This window comes from Nocardia sp. NPDC003345 (assembly GCF_053589395.1).
Genome location: NZ_JBSFRU010000161.1, coordinates 1 through 13743 on the forward strand (window position 1 = coordinate 1; position 13743 = coordinate 13743).

General features: G+C 69.0%; 15 protein-coding genes. 7 read left to right on the forward strand and 8 right to left on the reverse strand.

What is annotated here, in order from left to right; translation table 11 throughout:
• Together ACWDU1_RS18350 and ACWDU1_RS18355 are read right to left on the reverse strand one after the other, a co-directional pair.
• Nucleotides 1-1055: acyl-CoA dehydrogenase family protein (locus ACWDU1_RS18350; RefSeq protein WP_449999914.1), on the reverse strand; the 1055-nt coding region annotated here is incomplete at its 3' end.
• A gap of 179 nt (nt 1056-1234) precedes the next feature.
• Nucleotides 1235-2104, reverse strand: coding sequence for a nuclease-related domain-containing protein (locus ACWDU1_RS18355; RefSeq protein ID WP_449999916.1), 870 nt, complete (start codon nt 2102-2104; stop codon nt 1235-1237).
• Between the two features lie 190 nt (nt 2105-2294).
• Between ACWDU1_RS18355 and ACWDU1_RS18360 the strand changes: the two genes are divergently transcribed.
• Nucleotides 2295-3149, forward strand: coding sequence for a patatin-like phospholipase family protein (locus ACWDU1_RS18360; RefSeq protein WP_449999917.1), 855 nt, complete (start codon nt 2295-2297; stop codon nt 3147-3149).
• 11 nt (nt 3150-3160) lie between these two features.
• Here the strand turns inward: ACWDU1_RS18360 and ACWDU1_RS18365 are convergent, their stop codons facing one another.
• Nucleotides 3161-4432 (reverse strand): helix-turn-helix domain-containing protein, encoded by a 1272-nt coding sequence (locus ACWDU1_RS18365; RefSeq protein WP_449999919.1) that lies wholly within the window; start codon nt 4430-4432, stop codon nt 3161-3163.
• Between the two features lie 529 nt (nt 4433-4961).
• Here ACWDU1_RS18365 and ACWDU1_RS18370 point away from each other — a divergent pair.
• From ACWDU1_RS18370 to ACWDU1_RS18385, 4 genes are all read left to right on the forward strand, one after another.
• Entirely contained in the window at nt 4962-5618 is a 657-nt protein-coding gene (locus ACWDU1_RS18370; protein ID WP_449999921.1) for an SRPBCC family protein, read from the forward strand.
• Nucleotides 5618-6016: an ArsR/SmtB family transcription factor gene (locus ACWDU1_RS18375; protein ID WP_449999922.1), complete on the forward strand. Its 399-nt coding sequence runs from the start codon at nt 5618-5620 to the stop codon at nt 6014-6016. The genes ACWDU1_RS18370 and ACWDU1_RS18375 overlap by 1 nt, the downstream gene beginning before the upstream one ends.
• Before the next feature lie 49 nt (nt 6017-6065).
• Entirely contained in the window at nt 6066-6782 is a 717-nt protein-coding gene (locus ACWDU1_RS18380) for a polysaccharide deacetylase family protein (RefSeq protein ID WP_449999924.1), read from the forward strand.
• Between the two features lie 111 nt (nt 6783-6893).
• Nucleotides 6894-7439, forward strand: a complete 546-nt coding sequence (locus ACWDU1_RS18385) for a carboxymuconolactone decarboxylase family protein (RefSeq protein ID WP_449999925.1) — start codon at nt 6894-6896, stop codon at nt 7437-7439.
• A gap of 22 nt (nt 7440-7461) precedes the next feature.
• Here ACWDU1_RS18385 and ACWDU1_RS18390 read toward each other — a convergent pair whose 3' ends face one another.
• The 4 genes from ACWDU1_RS18390 to ACWDU1_RS18405 all read right to left on the reverse strand — a co-directional run bounded on the left by ACWDU1_RS18390 (nt 7462) and on the right by ACWDU1_RS18405 (nt 11576).
• Nucleotides 7462-7884 (reverse strand): hypothetical protein, encoded by a 423-nt coding sequence (locus ACWDU1_RS18390; protein ID WP_449999926.1) that lies wholly within the window; start codon nt 7882-7884, stop codon nt 7462-7464.
• 151 nt (nt 7885-8035) lie between these two features.
• Complete coding sequence (lpdA, locus tag ACWDU1_RS18395) at nt 8036-9439, reverse strand: dihydrolipoyl dehydrogenase (protein ID WP_449999928.1); 1404 nt, start codon at nt 9437-9439, stop codon at nt 8036-8038.
• Nucleotides 9436-10827, reverse strand: coding sequence for an MFS transporter (locus ACWDU1_RS18400; RefSeq protein WP_449999930.1), 1392 nt, complete (start codon nt 10825-10827; stop codon nt 9436-9438). Before ACWDU1_RS18400 ends, lpdA begins: the two co-directional genes overlap by 4 nt.
• Before the next feature lie 62 nt (nt 10828-10889).
• A complete protein-coding gene (locus ACWDU1_RS18405) occupies nt 10890-11576 on the reverse strand; it encodes a ZIP family metal transporter (RefSeq protein WP_449999932.1) in 687 nt (228 codons plus the stop codon).
• A gap of 245 nt (nt 11577-11821) precedes the next feature.
• On the opposite strand from ACWDU1_RS18405, the gene ACWDU1_RS18410 reads away from it, so the two are divergent.
• Nucleotides 11822-12454: a TetR/AcrR family transcriptional regulator gene (locus ACWDU1_RS18410; RefSeq protein WP_449999933.1), complete on the forward strand. Its 633-nt coding sequence runs from the start codon at nt 11822-11824 to the stop codon at nt 12452-12454.
• Nucleotides 12455-12489: 35 nt separating this feature from the next.
• Nucleotides 12490-13350, forward strand: coding sequence for an alpha/beta hydrolase family protein (locus ACWDU1_RS18415; protein WP_449999934.1), 861 nt, complete (start codon nt 12490-12492; stop codon nt 13348-13350).
• A gap of 12 nt (nt 13351-13362) precedes the next feature.
• On the opposite strand, the gene ACWDU1_RS18420 is transcribed toward ACWDU1_RS18415, so the two are convergent.
• The coding region (locus tag ACWDU1_RS18420) for a prolyl oligopeptidase family serine peptidase (RefSeq protein ID WP_449999935.1) at nt 13363-13743 on the reverse strand (381 nt) is incomplete at its 5' end.

A 13743-nucleotide genomic window follows, 5' to 3' on the forward strand; every position in this document is an offset into this window, starting at 1 on the left:
CGCCGCACATCCGGGTGGTGGGTGATGGTGACCCGGGGCGCGGTCTTATCCGCCATCTGGGTGAGATCGGCGCCTTGTACACGTTCTTTGGCGTAGGCGAGCGCGTTCAGATAGCCGGTGGACAGCGTGCCACTGGACTTGACGCCGACCATCATGCGGGCGTTCTCGATGACCTTGAACATCTGGGCGATGCCGTTATGCGAACCGCCGACCAGCCAGCCGACCGCCGGCCGCTCCCCTCCGAAGGTGAGTTCGCAGGTCGGCGAGGATTTCAGGCCCATCTTGTGCTCGACATTGGTGACATATACGCCGTTGCGCTCACCGAGCTCCAGGGTCTGCGGATCGAAGTGGTACTTCGGTACGTAGAACAGCGACAGGCCCTTGGTACCCGGGCCCGCGCCCTCGGGCCGCGCCAGGACGAGATGGAAGACGTTCTCGGCGGTATCGCCCACATCGGCACCGGAGATGAAACGCTTCACGCCCTCGATATGCCAGGTGCCGTCGGGCTGTTCGACCGCTTTGGCCCGTCCCGCGCCGACGTCGGATCCGGCGTCGGGTTCGGTGAGCACCATCGTGCCCTGCCAGTGCCGCTCGAAACCGGCCGCGGCCCAATGCCGCTGCTGTTCGTCACCGATCCCGTAGAGCACCTGGGCCATCACCGCGCCCATATCGTAGAACACCGCGGCCGGATTGGCGCAGGTGATCATTTCGCTGACCGCCCAGTTCAGCGCCGCGGGCGAGGGCATACCGCCCATCTCCTCGGGTTTGCCCAGCCGATTCCAGCCGGCGTCGCGGATGGCGAGGATCGATTTGGTCAGCGGTCCCGGAACCGTGATCGAGTGAGTGTCCGGGACGAATTCCACCGGCTCGCGATCGGCGGCGACGAACGAGTCCGCGACCGGCCCCTCGGCGAGCCGTTTGACCTCGGCCAGAATCTCGCGTGCGGTATCGGTATCGAGATCGCCGTACGCACCCGAGTCGAGCAGTTTGCCGAGCCCGAGCACCTCGAAGAGATTGAATTCGATATCACGCAGATTCGCCTGGTAGTGACCCACGATCGTCCTCCTGGTCGGTTCCCTGGCGGTCGGGGCCGACCGCGTGGTGCAGGCTTTTGACATCGTACGAATTGCAGCGTGCCGGACCGCGTGCGGGTACGCAACCGTAGCTTTCCCACCCCGGGCTCACCGGCGGGTATCCCGCCCGGGAGCCTGTCCCGGACAGGCTCCCGGGCAGCTCAGCAGTCCGGCTGCAACGGCCAGCATTCGGTGGGCTCCGGCCGAGGCGGGGGCACCGGCGCCGATGAACCGGTCGGCGCCGCCGGCCGGTCCGACGGACCTTCGGCCAGCAGCGAACCGATGATCGCCACCAGCACGATGAGCATGCCGGCCACCGCGACGCCCAGCACCCCCCAGCCGATCCGATCATGCCTGCGGGCCGAATCCGGATGCCGCCAGCTCGGCCGCTCACGCGGTTTCTTGGGCGGATCCGGGAGTTTGTCCTCGAATCCGGCGGCGATCAGTTCACCGCGTTCGGGCGCCCAGCCGGTGAGCGCCCGCGTCGCCGCGCATACCCGCCCCAAGGTCCAGCGGGGCAGGCCGGGGGCGAAATTCTCCAGGAAGATCCGCAGCTCGGTGTAGTCGGCGGAGTTACCGGCCACTACATCGAGCCCCGGCCGCAATGTCTCCCGGCCCGGCCGCAGAACCGCGCCCCGCTCCGGAATCAGCGCCACCGCGCCGCACAGCGGGCCGGGGTCGTAGGAAGCGCGTTCGAAGGCCAGCCGCACCTCCTCGACCGCGCTCTCCACCTGCCGCACCGGATTCGTCCCGAACTCCAGCGCCAGCTCCGCCTCGTGGTCCCCGACCCGCCAGGGGCGTTCCGGAGAGACCGTCAGAATCCCGCTCTGCCTGCCGCGGAACCCGATCACCTCGAAAACCAGGACCCCCTGCGGGGTCCAGACCACCGCGCCGATCTGGCGGGTACCGCGCTGGGTGCCGATTCTCAGGCCCACGATGGCCAAGCCGGTCGTCGGCAACTGCCGCAGACATGCCACGAACTCCAGCTCGGCCGGAGAAAGCTCCGCCCGATCGTCGACCTTCACCAGCATCGCGCTCTACCTCTGCCGTGTGTCGTTACGCCCGATACCACCACCGACCCCCTGACGATCATGACCCCACGCCCCCTTTCGTACCACTGATACCCGCCGGGCCTCGGGCGAATCGGCAATCCGCGGCCGTCACCGGCAGGCCCGCGGAGGTTGCCGGGCGGAATATCGCGGCGCTGGCTAACCTGCTGTCATGTCTGACGCTCCGCCGCCCGGAAAACCCACTGTCGCACTGGTACTGGGAGGCGGTGGGCCGGTCGGCATCTGCTGGCTGGCCGGTTTCGCGATCGGGTTACGGGACGCCGGCGTGGATCTCGCCCGCGCCGACCGGATCGTCGGGACCTCGGCCGGAGCCGTCGTCGGTGCGGTCATCGCGGCCGGCGCCGACCCGGCGACCCTGCTGACGCCCCGCCCCGAACCCGCCGAACCCGTGCGGCACAACTTCGGCCCGCTGCTGGAGATCGCCTCGCTGCTGCGGGCCGTCGACCAGGACCGCGAGCTGGTCCTGCAACGGGTGGGCGAACTGGCGCTCGGCAGCGCCACCGGCGATCCGGCCGCGCATATCGAACGGATCGGCACGCTCGTCGGATTCGCCGATTGGCCCGAACGGGAATTGCTGGTCACCGCCGTCGATATCGGCACCGGGACCCGCACCGCCTGGACGCGGGCCGACGCCGCGACCCTGGTGCAGGCCCTGGCGTCGAGCACCTCGGTACCCGGTGTGTATCCGCCGATCGAGATCGGCGGACGTCACTACATCGACGGCGGGGTCCGCTCGACCATCAACGCCGATCTCGCCGACGGGTTCGATCTGGTGCTCATCCTGGAACCGCTGGCGCATATGTACCCGCGCACCCGCGCCGACCGGGAGCTGCGGGCCGGGCGGGAGATATCGGTGGGTCCGGACGAGATCGCCGTCGCCGCGATCGGCACCGATCTGTTCGGCACCGCGGCCCTGGCGCCGGCCTACGAATCAGGGTTGCGTCAAGCGGGCGAACTCGCGCCGGAACTGAAGGCGGTATGGCCGGTCGCCGGACCCGCGAACTAGTCCCGGCGCACTCAGATGGTCCGGGGGCCCCGCGCGGCACGCAGGCCGCTGCGCGGCAGCCCGGTCCGGTTCGCCGGTTGCTGTAGCAGCTCCGGATCGATTCCGACCCGTTGCGCGAATTCGGTGAGCCCGGGTGTGGCCTGATCCATGTAGAGCAGGTCGGAGGTGGTGGCCCGGACGGTCCGGTGACGGCCGATCTGCTCGGGTGCCAGGTCCTCGGCCTCCAGCAGCAAACCGAGTGCGCGTTCCGGACTCCGGCGTTGCGCCCAGGCGCGGGCGGTATCCACCAGGAGCCGGCAGTGGTTGGCCGTCGACAGGGGACGGGTGTCCACCTTGCCGGCCAGCCGGATCGCCGTGCCCGCGTCGCCGAGTTCCACGGCGACGGATACTTCGTGCAGATCGACGGCGGTGGGGCCGAATCCGGTCTGGTAGTCGTCGCGGTCGCGCCCGAGATCGGTCGCCACCTTGCGTGCCCGGACCAGTAGTTCGTGCGCCGACTCGGCGTCCTCGGTGCGGGCGGCGACCACGGCGGCCTGCAGGGTGAGGGCGCCGTAGACACTCGACGCCCGCGGATCGCCCTGATCGACGAGCGGTTCGAGGGCCGTCCGGGCCGTTTCGGCGGCGTAGCGGGCCTGGTCGAGCTGCTGCGAGCGCTGGAAGATGAGGGTCAGGCGGAAGGCCGCCGACGCGAGCAGTATCGGATCGCCGGTGCGCTGGGCCTTGCTCATGGCCCGCTCCGCGGCCACCCAGGCCGCATCGAACTGCTGCAACTCCGACAGCGCGACCGCCCAGGCCTGGTAGGTACTGGCGAGCAGCTCATCGGCCCGGCCCGACGGCGGCCGGACCCCGGCCGCCTCGAGCTCCGACAGCAGCGGTTCGAGGACCGGCAGCAGTTCGGCGTAGCGGGCGTGCCGGGTGAGCGACCAGACCGATTCCACCCGTTCGGACAGTTGCGCGTAATCGGGTTCCGGGGCGCGCTCGGCGACCATCGCGGCCAGCGCGTGGTTGGCGGTGAGCAGCCGCCGCAACGCCGCGGCGTCCGCCGGGATCGGCTCGGCCCGCACGGTGCGCGCGGTCGGCGCCAGTTCGGCCACCGGGATATCGAGGACGTCGGCGATCCGCTCGAGTACATCGAGCGCCTTCACCGGGCGCACGCCGCGCTCCACCTGGGAGACCCAGGCCTCGGATCGTTTGATCAGCGGGGCGAAATCTCGCTGGGACAGACCTTTTCGCGCGCGGTAGTACGCGACCTTGCGGCCGATACCCGATTCGTTCTCGGTCATCGGCCGGACTCGCCTCTGCCGGCGAGCGATCCGTGGGCTCTCCCGCCGCGGTCCGATTGCCGGTGGCACCGACCCGTCGCACTCGTCTGGGCGTGCGAATCGACGCGCGGGACCGGTCCCGTCATGTCAGGCTCCTTCGGTGCGTCACCGGCCGTGGCCGATCGTGGGGCTGCAGCTGTTCACTTGTCCGATCAGTACTCATCGTCTGTCCGAGTACCGCTCGTGTTACATCGTTCGCGTGTATGCGCCGCTGGGCCCGCACTCGAACCGCCGGTGGACGGGTGCGTGAATTCCCCGAGAGCTGTTCCGGATTCCCGCCCCGCCTCCGCCTGAGGATCACTTTATAACGTCGCGCGGCGGTTCTCTCGCGGTAGTGGCGCGGAGGGGTACCCAATCGGCCGATCCGGTAAAACCCCGGCGGCGAGAATTCGCGTCTCTCACGGCGCCCGGACACCCCACCGAGGTCCCGGGGTGGCAGCACGGCATCAGAGGAACTAGTATAAGTTCAAACTTATACAAGGAGGTTAGAATGGATTTGCTCGCAGACCCCGCGGGTCTGGCCGGACTGGTGTCCCGGGAGATCCGCACCGGCGAACGCCAGGGCATGCCGACCAAGATCGCCATCGCGCGGCGCACCTATCCCACCGACCGCGACGATCTCTGGAACGCTCTCACCGACGCCGACCGGCTGCCCCGGTGGTTCCTTCCGGTCACCGGCGAGTTGCGTATCGGCGGGAAATACCAGCTGGAAGGCAACGCCGGCGGCGTGGTCGAGGAATGCGAACCCCCGGACCGTTTCGCGGTGACCTGGGAAATGGGCCCGATGATCTCCTGGCTCGAGGTCCGCCTCGCGTCCGCCGCCGCGGGCACCACGCTGGAATTGACCCACGAGGCTCCGGTCGACCCCGATATGTGGAAGCAGTTCGGCCCCGGCGCGGTCGGAGTGGGCTGGGACCTCGGGCTGATGGGCCTGGGCCTGCATGTGGACAGCGGCGCCGCCGTCGATCCGGCCATCGCGCTGGAATTCCCGGCCACCCCGGAGGGCCTGCTCTTCGTCCGCACCTCCGCCGCGGCCTGGGCGGAGGCCGCCGTCGCCGACGGTGACGACCCGGCCGTGGCACATCCGGCCGCCGAGGCGACCGTGGCGTTCTACACCACGGTCCCCGAGGAGGGCGCGTCGTCCTGATGCCCGAGACCTCTCCGGCCCGGGTGTTCGAGGCGCTGGGCGATCCCGTCCGCCGCCGGATCCTGCGGCTGGTCGCGGCGGGCGAGCAGACGGCCGGCGGGCTGGTGGAAGGCGTGCGGCAGCACACCCCGATCTCCCAGCCCGCCGTATCGCAGCATCTGCGCACCCTCCGCGAGGCCGGGCTGGTCTCGGTGCGGCCGGAGGGCAGTAAACGGTTCTACGGGCTGGATCCCGAGGGAGTCTCCATCGCGCGCGAATGGCTGGCGGACCTGCTGGACCCGATGGAGCCGTTCGCGCAACCGCTGGACGCCCTCGCCACCGAAATCGCCCGTGGCAAGCGCGAACGCCGAGGGCGGGAGCCCGGCGGCAGCGCCGGCCGCGATACCCGGCCCGCCTGACGCCCACCATCGGCGCGCAGCGGAGTCCGGGGCCTGCTATACAACCTTGATGCGGCGATGGATTGCCGGAACGGCGCTGGGCCTGGTCACACTGATGGTGCTGGCCGCCGGCGGCTACTTCCTGATGAACTCACGGACCTATCAGCTCGCGGGCCGGTTGGTGGACCGGGTGCAGACCGGCGAGAAGGTGGTGGCGCTGACCCTGGACGACGGTCCGACCGACCGTACGCCCGAGGTGCTGGCCCTGCTGGCCGAAGCCGGGGTACCGGCCACCTTCTACCTCAACGGCGGCGACCTCGCGGCCCGGCCCGAATCGGGCCGGGCCATCGCGGCGGCCGGTCACGAACTCGGCAACCACACCTATACCCATCGGCGCATGGTGCTGGTCTCGCCGGACACCGTCGCCGACGAGATCGAACGTACCGACGCCGAGATCCGCCGCACCGGCTATGCGGGCGAGATCACCTTCCGCCCGCCGTACTGCAAGAAACTGTGGACCCTGCCCGACTATCTCTCCGACCACGATCGCACCACGATCACCTGGGATGTCGAGCCCGAGGCGACGGCCGAGACCGCCGAGGGCATGGTCGCCGCCGCGACGGAGCAGGTCCGCCCCGGCTCGATAATCCTGCTGCACACCATGTTCGCGAGCGGGGCCGCCTCCCGCGCGGCGATCGTGCCCATGGTGCGAGCGCTACGGGCCGACGGCTATCGCTTCGTCACCGTCTCCGAGCTACTGGCCGGGGACGGCCGCGCGGCCGCCTGACTCCGGTACGCGCGCGACGAGCGCGGGCCGGCGGGTAGGTTCGCAGCAGTGCCGCGCCCCGCACCGGAGTTCGCGGCCGGGACGACAGCTTCCACCCGAAAGGGATACGAGATGGTTTCGGAGTCGCGACCACGGATCAACCCCGGCCGCCTGCGCGAGCTGGGCCCGGTCAACTGGGCGGCCTGGCAGGTTCTGTCCAAGGCATCCGGCACCCCGGACGCCAAGGTGTTCAGCACCCTCGGCCGGTCCGGCCGGTTGTTCCGGGGCTGGTTGCACTTCTCCGGGATGCTCATGCCCGGCGGGCGCCTGCGCCGCTACGAGACCGAATTGGTGATCCTGCGGGTCGCTCATCTGCGCGACTGCGAATACGAGACCGACCATCACATCCGCCTCGGAAAACGGGCCGGAATCACCGCGGAGGTGCTGGACCGGATCCGGTCCGGCCCCTCCGCCGAGGGCTGGCCCGCGGGGCACCGGGCCCTGCTCACCGCGGTCGACCAGCTGGTCCGAACCCGCGATATCGACGACGCCGCCTGGGCGGAACTGTCCGCCCACTACGACGAACGTCGCCTGATCGAGATAGTGCTGCTGGTCAATCAGTACGAGGGCCTGGCCGCGACGATCACCACGCTGCGTATCCGCCGCGACGAATTCTGAGCGCGGCCTCCTCGGCCACCCGCTACCGGCCACCGGTGAACGCGGCGGCGGGCAGGAAGATCTCGTGCCCCGAATCGAACCGCACGGCCACGCCCTCGGGCCGCCAGTCCACCGATTCCAGGCGCGGGTCGGGGTTGCCGAGTATCTCGAAGGAGACGGGATGCCCGTAGCCGAGCCCGGGATCGCGGCCGACGAGCACGATATCCGGCAGCCTGCGGTGCAGCAGCCAACTCTGCTGCCGCACCAGCCCGGCATGATAGGTCGCACCGTCGTAGTCCACCCCGGACGGCTGGACCTCGGACGCGACGACCTCGGTGCGCACCAGTTGCGTATCGGCGAATACCGCCGCCGCTGCCGTCACCAGCAGGAACAGGAGTGACAGCACCGCGAGCACCCACCGCAGTACCGGTGCGGCGCCGGTACGCGACGCCGAATAGGAAAACACCGCCGGAATATAGCCCGCTCCCTTTTCGCTCGCGCGCGGACCGGAACCGTCTTGCTCGACGGCGCCGCGAACCACCCGTGAAAAGCGGCCGACTCCGCGCCGGTGACCGGCACGGAGTCGGATTCGCCGATCCGATCGGCGGGGAATTCGCTCAGAAGTTGATCATATGGCCGGCGAGGCCGTGGAAGGCCTCCTGCAGCGCCTCGCTCAACGTCGGGTGGGTGTGCACATTGCGGGTCAGCTCGTTGACCGTGAGGTCCCACTTCTGCGCCAGGGTGAGCTCCGGCAGCAGCTCGGAGACATCGTGGCCGATGAGGTGGCCGCCGATGAGCTCGCCGTGCGTGTTGTCGGAGATGAGCTTCACGAAACCGGTGGCATCGCCCAGGCCGTGCGCCTTGCCGTTGGCGGTGAGCGGGAAGGTCGCGACCTTCACGTCGTAGCCCTCGTCCCGCGCCTGCGCTTCGGTGAGCCCGAAGCTGGCGACCTGCGGCTGGCAGAAGGTGGCGCGCGGCATCATCCGGTAGTCACCCAGGGCCAGCGTCTCCGCACCGGCGATGGTCTCGGCCGCGACCACGCCCTGCGCCTCGGCGACATGCGCGAGCTGCAGTTTCGCCGTGACATCGCCGATGGCGTAGATATGGCCCACATTGGTGCGCATGTAGTCGTCGATGGCGATGGCGCCGCGATCGGTGAGCGCGACTCCGGTGTTCTCCAGGCCGAAGCCCTCGACCCGGGGCGCGAAGCCGACGGCCTGCAGCACCTTGTCGACCGTGACCGTCTCGACCTGGCCGGACTTGTTGTCCTTGATGGCGACGGTGACCTTGCTGCCGTCGTCGTCGATGGACTGCACCGCGGCGCCGGTGCTGATGGTGATGCCCAGCTTCTTGTACGCCTTGGTGATCTCCTTGGAGACGTCGGCGTCCTCGTTCGGCAGGGCGCGGTCCAGGAATTCCACGATCCGCACGTCCACGCCGTAGTTGCGCAGTACGTAGGCGAACTCCATACCGATGGCGCCGGCGCCGACGATCAGGATCGAACCGGGCAGGTCGCGGGTGAGGATCTGCTCCTCGTAGGTCACCACGTTCTGGCTCAGGGAGGTCCCCGGCAGCAGTTTGGTGTTGGTACCGGTGGCGATGATGGCGTTGTCGAAGGTGATCGACTCGCTGCCACCACTGCTCAGTTCCACCGAGAGCGCGTTCGGGCCGGTGAAGGTGCCCTTCCCGTCGTACTCGGTGATCTTGTTCTTCTTCATCAGGAAGTGGACGCCCTTGACCCGGCCGTCCGCGACCTTACGGCTCCGGTCGAACGCCGCTCCGAAATCGAACGACGCCTCACCGGTGATACCGAAGGTCTTGGCCTCCTTGGTGAAGATATGCGCCAGCTCCGCGTTGCGCAGCAGCGCCTTGGACGGGATGCAGCCCACGTTCAGGCATACGCCACCCCAGTATTTCTGCTCGACGATCGCTGTTCGCAGGCCGAGTTGAGCGGCGCGGATCGCGGCGACGTAACCGCCGGGACCAGCACCGAGAACGACGACATCGTAGTGGGAAGTCACGTTGTCGAGCCTAGCTCTCCGGACGTGGCGGGACCCACCCACCCGTCCCGCCCGTGAACAGCGTCACCGGGGCCGGTGGCGGGCGCGCCGGACCGGGCCGCCACCGTCGCCGCGACCAGTGCCACCGCGACCGCACCGGCCACGACCTCGATCCCCGCGGTGGACAGCGCCAGTCCACCCACCACCATTCCCGCCGGGACACCCGACGCGTCGGCGAAGCCCTCCAGTGAACTGAACCGGCCGAGTGCCGCGGTGGGCAGCATCGCCTGGATGAGCGACTGCCAGACGATTCCGGTGACGGCGATCGCGAATCCGGCCGCCATGATCCCGGCACACAGCGGCACCGCACCCACTACCCCGTGCGCGTATCCGGTGAGCACCGCCAGTTCCACGACCACGACCACGGACATCGCCACCATCGCGAACCGCCAGCCGATCCGGCGCGGGCTCGCCACCACCGCGGCCGAACCGGCCAGACCGGCCACCGCCATCCCGGTCGCCACCACCGCCCACAGGCCGCCCCCGCCGCGCTCGACGGCCAGCACCGGCCCGGCCACCGCCACCAGGCCTATCGCGAACGAGACGACGAACCACAGCAGCACCGACCAGCCGAGCCACCGCGCCCGGGCGAGCGTCGCCCGCAGCGAGTTCCCGGACGGTGCGGGCACGGCGCCGGGAACGGCCGTCGAGCGAGGGACGCCGGAAGGCAGGGCAGCGGGTGCCTCACCCGGTCCGGTGGTTCCGGGCTCCCGCCGCGCGTCCGGCGCAATCACGGGCGCGCGGCGACGCGCGTACACCAGGGCCGCCAGGTTCAGCCCGAAGGTCACCGTGTCGAGCACCAGGATCCAGACGAAACCCACCGTCCCCAACAGCACCACCGCCAACGCCGGACCGCCGAGCAGGCCGATATCGGCCACCGCCGCCAGCAGCGCGTTGGCGGTACGCAGGTCCCGCGTGGGCACGATCCGGGGCAGCACCGTATGCAGCGCGGGACCGTAGAACGCCGTCGCGGCGCCGAACAGGGCCGCCGAGGCGATCAGCGCGCCCGGCGGATCGTGATCGGCCGATAGCAGAACCAGCGCGAGCCCGCCCTGGGCGGCGATGCGGGCGGCTTCGGCGGCGATCATCACCGCGAAACGGTCGTACCTCGCGGCAGCGATCCCCGCGAGCGGGGTGCAGGCCAGCCGCCCGGCCCACAGTGCGAGCAGTACCGAGGTGAGTACGGCGGCCGAACCGAAGGCGTGCACGGAGTAGACGGCGAACGCCACCGGAATCATCCCGTCGGTGACGGCCGAGCACACGGCGCCGAAACCGAGTCCACGAAAAGCCGGTTCGCGCAACGGACGCAGTTTTTCCCGGAGCACCGGAACACGAACGCGAGGTCTCATACGGCCCGAATACTGTCCGGAAGAGACGCTCGTGGAAAGCGATTTTCCGGCGCCCCCGGCCGTCAACCCAACAAGAAGGCCACGAGGAAGCCCCCGGCCGTCGCCATGCCCACCCACCAGCCGCCCTCTTTGTACGCCTCGGGCATGAGGGAATCGGCCAGGACGGCGATGGTGGCGCCACCCGCGAATGCCTGTACCGCACTGATCGAGTCGGCGCTCAGATGGTCCGAGAGCGCGTGCCCGGCGACGGTCACGACCACCAGGATGGCACCGGTGAGAAGCCAGAGAGTGAACGCTCTGGCGAAGGAGACGTCGTGTTGGCGGTGCAGGAGCGCGGAACCGCTGATCGCCTCGGGCACGTTGCCCGCGGCGATGGCGACCAGCAGTACCAGACCTCCGCCCGACGCGAGTGATACGCCGAGCGCGGTGTTCTCGGGTACGCCGTCGAGAACGGTGCCGAGCATCAGGGCCCAGCCCACCGCGCCCGCGCCGGCCCGGCGCTCCAGCAGGCGATTGGCCACCACATATACGGCCGCTCCCGAGAACAGCGCCACCCCCGCCGTCGCCACCCCCGCCTGTACGAAGGCGGGCTCGAAGAGTTCGTTGGTGACGGCGGCGATCATCGTTCCCGCGCCGAACGCCATCAGTGACGCGAGCAATGGCCTGGGCAGCGTGGCGCGCAAACCTATAGCCGCACCGATGACCAATGGAATTGCCGTACCGAGCCCATACAGCAGCGCCGTTCCCATAGGGTGAACACTATGTGTTGCGGGGTTATGGAGATGGTCATGCAGGGCCGAAAGAAATTATTCTAGAATTTCCCTCTAAAATCGCGCACACCCGCGGCGATACAGGTATTGTCCGATTTGGCGCATTTACTGGCGACCGCGTTGCGAGCAGCCAACTTTCGGCAAACCCACAGCGTGCTACCGGTGTGCTACGAAAGGCCCGATCGATGACGAGGGGATCGGGCTTTTCGGTATTGTTCTGCGCGATGTCACAGGAAGCGAATTCGGGACGAAGGTATGCCGGCCAGCCCGTAGAAGATCGGCAACGCGAACGGCGCGCGCGTTTTCTCGAATCCGGCCTGACGGTTTTCGCCCGCGACGGGTATGCCAATAGCTCGGTCGGCGCCATTTGTAAAGACGCGGGACTGTCCTCGAGACAGTTCTACGAGGAGTTCACCGGCCGCGAATCCTTACTTCTCGAACTGTTCGCCACGATCGACCGGGAATCGCGCGCCGCGGTGCTCGGATCGTTGCAGCACAGCACCGAGCAGAGTTCACTACAGCGGATCGACAGCGCGATACGCGCCTATGTGCAATCCATCGGTACCGATATGCGGCGGGCTCGGGTCGTGCTCGTCGAAGTGGTCGGCGCCGGGAGCAAAGTCGAGAAGATGCGCACGGAATCGCGGCGCGCCTGGAGCGCGGTTCTCGCCCAGGCCGCGGAGGACGCCGCCCTGCACGGCGAAATCCCGACGGGCGACTACGACCTGCGCATGCTGGCGATCATCGGCGCCGTCAACTACGTCGTGGACGAATGGAGCGGAACCGAACCCCAGCGACCGCTCGACGAGGTGATTCGGGTGATGAGCCGGATCATCGTGGGCGCCATCCGGGCCTGACGCACCGGCGGCCGGCGGCCGCTAGCCTTGGCCCGATGGAGACCGTTCCGATCCAGATGCCGGACGGCGCCACCGTGCCGGTCCGGTTGCTACCGGCCGCCGGACCGCACCGGCGCCCGGTCACGCCGGATATGCCGCGCCCGGTCGTCGTACTGATCCCCGGGCTCGGGGTACCCGGCGAGTACTACCTGTATTTCGCTCGCGAACTCGCCCGCCGGGGTGTGGATGTGGCCGTCGGCGAATTGCGCGGCAACGGTGCCAGCCTGCCGAAGGCCACCGCCGCCAGCGCCTACGGATACCACGAACTCGCCGCGGTCGATTTCCCGGCGATCTTCGAGGCGGTCCGCACCAGGTTCCCCGGCAGCACCCCCTACCTGATGGGGCACAGTATGGGCGGCCATCTCTCGGTGCTGTACGCCTCCCGGGTCCGCGGCCGTCTGGCCGGATTGATCCTCGTCGCCTCCGGGACCCCGTATTACCGGGGCTTCCGCGGGCTGCTCGGGCCGGGTCTGCTTCTGGGAACCGCGGCCGTCTCGCTGACCGCCAACCTGGCCGGAGTCTGGCCCGGCGACAAACTGGGCCCCAACGGCTTCGGCCGCCAGTCGAAGGTGCTGATCTCGGATTGGGCCCGGCTCGCCCGCACCGGCCGGTTCACCCCGGCCGGTGCCGATATCGACTACGAGGAGCGGATATCCCGGCTGAAACTGCCCGTGCTGTCGATCACCCTCACCGGCGACGAATTGACCCCGCGGGCGTCGGCGCGCCACCTGCTGGACAAACTACCGGCCGCCGACCGCACCACCTGGCACGAACCGCGGCGGCTCGGCCACAACGGCTGGATCACCGACCCGCACAGCGTGATCGACCGGATCGAGAAATGGCTGCGCGACCGCTGACCCCGCCACAACTCATTTCTCCGTCCGGCCCTCGAACAGCATCTGGGTGAAGAACTCGTAGATGAGGGCCGCCTGGAACGCCGACTGCTTGTTGTCGGCGGCCCCGCCGTGCCCGCCCTCGATGTTCTCGTGGTACCAGATCCGGTGCCCCTGCTCCTCCAGCAGCGCGGCCATCTTCCGGGCGTGGCCGGGATGAACGCGGTCGTCCCGGGTGGAGGTGGTGAGCAGAATCGGCGGATAGGTCGCCGCACCGCCCTCGGTCATCGCCTTCTGATAGGGCGAATACCGGCCGATGTACTCCCATTCCGCGGGGTTATCGGGGTCGCCGTATTCCGCGACCCAGGACGCCCCTGCCAGCAGCAGGTGATACCGGCGCATATCCAGCAGCGGAAC

What these genes read in the sequence shown, in the direction of transcription:
- ACWDU1_RS18355 (WP_449999916.1), bottom strand. Translation starts at nt 2,104, where the DNA reads ATGCTGGTGAAGGTCGACGATCGGGCGGAGCTTTCTCCGGCCGAGCTG.
- ACWDU1_RS18360 (WP_449999917.1), top strand. Translation starts at nt 2,295, where the DNA reads ATGTCTGACGCTCCGCCGCCCGGAAAACCCACTGTCGCACTGGTACTG.
- ACWDU1_RS18365 (WP_449999919.1), bottom strand. Translation starts at nt 4,432, where the DNA reads ATGACCGAGAACGAATCGGGTATCGGCCGCAAGGTCGCGTACTACCGC.
- ACWDU1_RS18370 (WP_449999921.1), top strand. Translation starts at nt 4,962, where the DNA reads ATGGATTTGCTCGCAGACCCCGCGGGTCTGGCCGGACTGGTGTCCCGG.
- ACWDU1_RS18375 (WP_449999922.1), top strand. Translation starts at nt 5,618, where the DNA reads ATGCCCGAGACCTCTCCGGCCCGGGTGTTCGAGGCGCTGGGCGATCCC.
- ACWDU1_RS18380 (WP_449999924.1), top strand. Translation starts at nt 6,066, where the DNA reads ATGCGGCGATGGATTGCCGGAACGGCGCTGGGCCTGGTCACACTGATG.
- ACWDU1_RS18385 (WP_449999925.1), top strand. Translation starts at nt 6,894, where the DNA reads ATGGTTTCGGAGTCGCGACCACGGATCAACCCCGGCCGCCTGCGCGAG.
- ACWDU1_RS18400 (WP_449999930.1), bottom strand. Translation starts at nt 10,827, where the DNA reads ATGAGACCTCGCGTTCGTGTTCCGGTGCTCCGGGAAAAACTGCGTCCG.
- ACWDU1_RS18405 (WP_449999932.1), bottom strand. Translation starts at nt 11,576, where the DNA reads ATGGGAACGGCGCTGCTGTATGGGCTCGGTACGGCAATTCCATTGGTC.
- ACWDU1_RS18410 (WP_449999933.1), top strand. Translation starts at nt 11,822, where the DNA reads ATGTCACAGGAAGCGAATTCGGGACGAAGGTATGCCGGCCAGCCCGTA.
- ACWDU1_RS18415 (WP_449999934.1), top strand. Translation starts at nt 12,490, where the DNA reads ATGGAGACCGTTCCGATCCAGATGCCGGACGGCGCCACCGTGCCGGTC.